General features: G+C 71.7%; 3 protein-coding genes. All 3 read right to left on the reverse strand.

Annotated elements, in window-relative coordinates:
- Positions 1 to 91 precede the first annotated feature (91 nt).
- Genes AB1609_17455 through nagA form a run of 3 tightly spaced genes read right to left on the reverse strand, consistent with a single transcriptional unit; the run spans position 92 to position 3,796 of the window.
- Positions 92 to 1,474 carry a YvcK family protein gene (locus AB1609_17455; protein MEW6048234.1) on the reverse strand — a complete coding sequence of 461 codons (1,383 nt, stop codon included), beginning with the start codon at positions 1,472 to 1,474 and terminating at the stop codon, positions 92 to 94.
- Positions 1,471 to 2,454 carry an RNase adapter RapZ gene (gene rapZ / locus AB1609_17460; GenBank protein MEW6048235.1) on the reverse strand — a complete coding sequence of 328 codons (984 nt, stop codon included), beginning with the start codon at positions 2,452 to 2,454 and terminating at the stop codon, positions 1,471 to 1,473. The genes AB1609_17455 and rapZ overlap by 4 nt, the downstream gene beginning before the upstream one ends.
- A gap of 46 nt (positions 2,455 to 2,500) precedes the next feature.
- A complete protein-coding gene (gene nagA / locus AB1609_17465) occupies positions 2,501 to 3,796 on the reverse strand; it encodes an N-acetylglucosamine-6-phosphate deacetylase (protein MEW6048236.1) in 1,296 nt (431 codons plus the stop codon).
- Positions 3,797 to 3,941 lie beyond the last annotated feature (145 nt).

Genomic DNA, 3,941 nt, shown 5'->3' on the forward strand with positions numbered 1-3,941 from the left:
GCTTCGCCGCCCCGGTGCCCGACTCCTGCCTATCCTGCTATACCGGGTACCACCCCGCCGCAGCAGGCCCCAGCAGAGTTCGTACGCTATCTCATGCCAGCAGGCCCACGTGCCGGCGGCGCCCGCTGCGGTTTCGAGCTTGGGCCCTGGCGGTCACCTCATCCAGCTGCAGGTGCGCGCCGGGCTCGCCGACTTGCCGCCCCAGCACGGCCAGGGCCGCCACCGCCTCCGCGAGCCGGACCGGGTCGTGGCGCACCACGTGCGTCAGCGAGATGACCGGCCCGCTGACGACCACCAGCCCCATGGCCTGCAGCGCCGGGATGTCGGCCTGCACCGGGTGCGCCCCCTCGGCCAGGTAGCGCTGCAGAAGCGACTCCGGCACCTGTTCGGTGTTGACCAGCACGCAGTCGATGAGCCCGGGGCCGCCGCCGTGGTCGAGAAGCGCCCGCACGTGGTCGGAGGCGCGGTATCCATCGGTCTCCCCTGGCTGGGTCATGACGTTGCACACGTAAACCCGCAGAGCCGGCGTCCGGCGCACCGCCTCGGCCAGGTCCCGCACCAGCAGATTCGGGATCACGCTGGTGTAAAGGCTTCCCGGCCCCAGCACGACGATGTCCGCCGACTCGATCGCCTCCAGCGCCTCCGGCACCGCCCGCACCGGCGCCGGCAACAGGCTGACGCGGCGGATGGGCTTGCGAGCCTTGGGGATGGCGCTTTCCCCCGTGACGTGCGTCCCGTCGGCGAACTCCGCCTTGAGCTGCACCGCCTGCAGCGTCGAGGGCAAGACCTGCCCCCGCACCGCCAGCACCCGGCTGAACTGCCGGATGGCCTCCTGGAAGTCGCCCGTGATGTCGGACATCGCGGCGATGAAGAGATTGCCGAAGGTGTGCCCGGACAGCCCTTCGCCCCGGGTGAACCGGTGCTGGAACAGCCGCTCCAGCAGCGGCTCGGTGTCGGCCATGGCCACCAGCGTATTGCGGATGTCGCCAGGCGGCAGGATCCCCATCTCCTGGCGCAGCCGCCCTGAACTCCCGCCGTCGTCGGCCACCGTCACGATGGCCGTCAGGTGGTCGCTGTGAAACTTGAGGCCCCGCAGAAGAGTGGAGAGCCCCGTGCCGCCCCCCAGGGCCACCGCCCGCCGGCCCCGCTCCCGTGCCCGCCGCTCCCGCATGACGTCCATCAGCGACCGGCTGTGCTCAGGGGCGAGCGTCCCCGCCACCGCCATCACGGAGCGCCTGACCGCCGTCAGGGAGAGCGCGATCCCGGCGGCAAGGCAAGCAACCCCCCAGAGCCCGAAGCCCTGGCTCCACAGCACGCCGCCGGCCAGCCCCGCCACCACCCCTGCTGCTGCCGCCGCGCCCCACCGCTTGAGGCCGGTGCCCGGCAACAGCCCGCGCAGGAAGGCCCGCCACACGAGCGGCGGAAGGGAGGGCCGGCGGGTGGGGGCCGCCTCCGGGCCCTGGGGGAAGGTCATGCCCTGGGATGCCCGCCCTCAGCGGACCCGGGTGCTGGCTCGGCCCCGGCCGGTTCGGCATCGGCCCGCTCCGCAACCGGGTGCTCCAGGTCGCGGTGTTCACAGACCGCCTCGTAGCCCCTGGCGTGCAGGTGGGCCGCCAGCTGGTTCGCCACGGCCACCGAACGGTGCCGGCCGCCCGTGCAGCCGATCCCGATGAGCAGGTGGCTCTTGCCCTCGTTCACGAAGTGCGGCAGCAGGAAGTCCACCAGCCCGTAGAGGTGCTCCATGAAGTTCTGCGCCACCGGCCACTGGAAGACGTACCGGGCCACCTCGGGGTCGTTGCCGGTGAGGGGCTGCAGCTCCGGGACGTAATAGGGATTGGGCAGGAACCGCACGTCAAAGATGAGGTCGGCGTCGATAGGGATTCCCCGGGCGTACCCGAACGACACCACCGTCACCGACAGCCCCCGGGTCGGCGTCAACAGGCGGGCCTGGCGCGTCACCTGGTCGCGAAGCTGCCGGGGCGAGAGGGTCGTGGTGTCGATGATGATATCGGCTCGCCCGCGCAGCGGCTCCAGGCGCTTCCTCTCGGCCCGGATGCCCTCCAGGACGCTCCCTTCGGGCGCCAGCGGGTGCCGCCGCCGGGTCTCCTTGAAGCGGCGCACGAGTGCCTCGTCGGACGCCTCCAGGAACAGGATGCGGTACCAGATCCCCCGGCGCTCCAGCTCCGCCAGCGCCTGAAACAGATCGTCGAAGAACTCGCCGCCCCGGGCGTCGCTCACGAGGGCCGCCCGCTCGATGCGGCCGGATTGCTGGCAGAGTTCGGCGAACGTGGGAATCAAGGCCGGCGGCAGGTTATCCACGCAGAAAAAGCCCAGATCCTCCAGGGCTCTCATGGCTTCGGTCTTGCCGGCCCCTGACAGCCCCGTGACGATGACGAAAACAGGCCTGGCAGGCCCTGTAAGCCTTTCGGCCGCCGCGGCTGGGCTCACTTCCATTGCCGGCCTTCTCCCAGCATCCCGCCCCTTTGGCTACCCTATCTTATCACGGCCGCCCGCCCGCAGCCCGGAACACCACCCGGCCGGCCACCACCGCCGCGCGCACGTCGAGTGTCACAGCATCCAGCACCGCCACGTCGCCCCAGGCCCCCGGCTTCAGCGTCCCGGCCCGCCCGCCAAGGCCAACTGCGGCGGCCGGAACCCGGCTCGCCATGCCCACGGCTTCGGGGAGGGGCACCCCCACCGCCTGCACCATGCGGCGCACCAGCTCCCCCAGCCCCTGAATGCTGCCGGCCAGAGTGCCGTCCGGCATCCGGCAGGCTCCGCCCCTCACCTCCACTTCGAACTCACCCAGCCGGAAGCGCCCCTCCCCGAGCCCCGCAGGCGCGAGCGCGTCGGTGATCAGCGCGATGCCCCGGGCCCCCCGGGCCCGGTACGCAACCTTCAGGGCGGCGGGGTGGACGTGCACGCCGTCTGCGATGAGCTGGGCGACGACACGGTCGTCGGACAGCGCCGCCCCGGCGAGGCCCGGCGTCCGGTGGTGAAACGGCGCCATCCCGTTGAAGAGGTGCGTCACCTGGCTCGCCCCCGCCCGAACGGCCTGCTCCAGCCGCTCCCCCTCGACGGACGAATGGCCAACGGATACGGCCACGCCCCGGGCCGTGAGCCACCGGATCGCCTCGATGCTTCCAGGGCGTTCGGGGGCGATGGTCACAAGGCGCAGCATGGGCCGGCCGTCCACGGAGGAGGCCTCGAAGAGCTCCTCCAGTTCCTGGATGGAGGGGTCGCGCATGTACGAAGGGTTTTGCGCGCCCTTGCGCTCGGGGTTGAGGTACGGGCCTTCGAGGTGGATGCCGGCGATGCGAGCGCCCCATCCAGGGCCCCAGTCCGCGCTGCCTCTTGAGCCGGCGCCACCGGGGGCCTGGCTGCTGTCGCCTTCCCCCTCGCCTTCGGCCCACCAGGCCTGCTGGCGGCGAGCGGCCTCGACCACCGCCCGTTCGGCCCTCACCAGATCCTCAAGAGGAGCGGTAACGGTGGTACACAGCAGGGAGGTCGTACCGGCACGGGCGTGGGCGATGGTCATCAGCCGCAGGCCGTCGGGGGAGGCGTCCATGGTGTCCGATCCGCCTCCGCCATGCACGTGGATATCCACGAAGCCCGGTGTGATGTAGCCGCCCCGGGCGTCAAGGCGGGCTGGGCCATCTGCCCGCCGGGGCGCGTCCCGGCGGGGCCCGGCGAAGCTGACCGCGCCGTCCTCGATGATCACGCAGGCGTCCGGGACGAGGAGCTCGAAGGGTTCGACGAGGGTGCCGTTTTCCACGACCAGCGCTCGACCCGACATCTTACGCCACTTGCCTCCATCCTGCGGCTCTGACCTCGCCCTGCTGCCGCATCACGGCTGCCAGCGAAGCACGTGTATGAGGTTGGGGTACTCCACGACCACCGCCTCAGTGCGGCCATCCCCGTTCAGGTCGCCCAGCGCCGCC

The organism is Bacillota bacterium (assembly GCA_040754675.1).
GTDB lineage: Bacteria > Bacillota > Limnochordia > Limnochordales > Geochordaceae > Geochorda.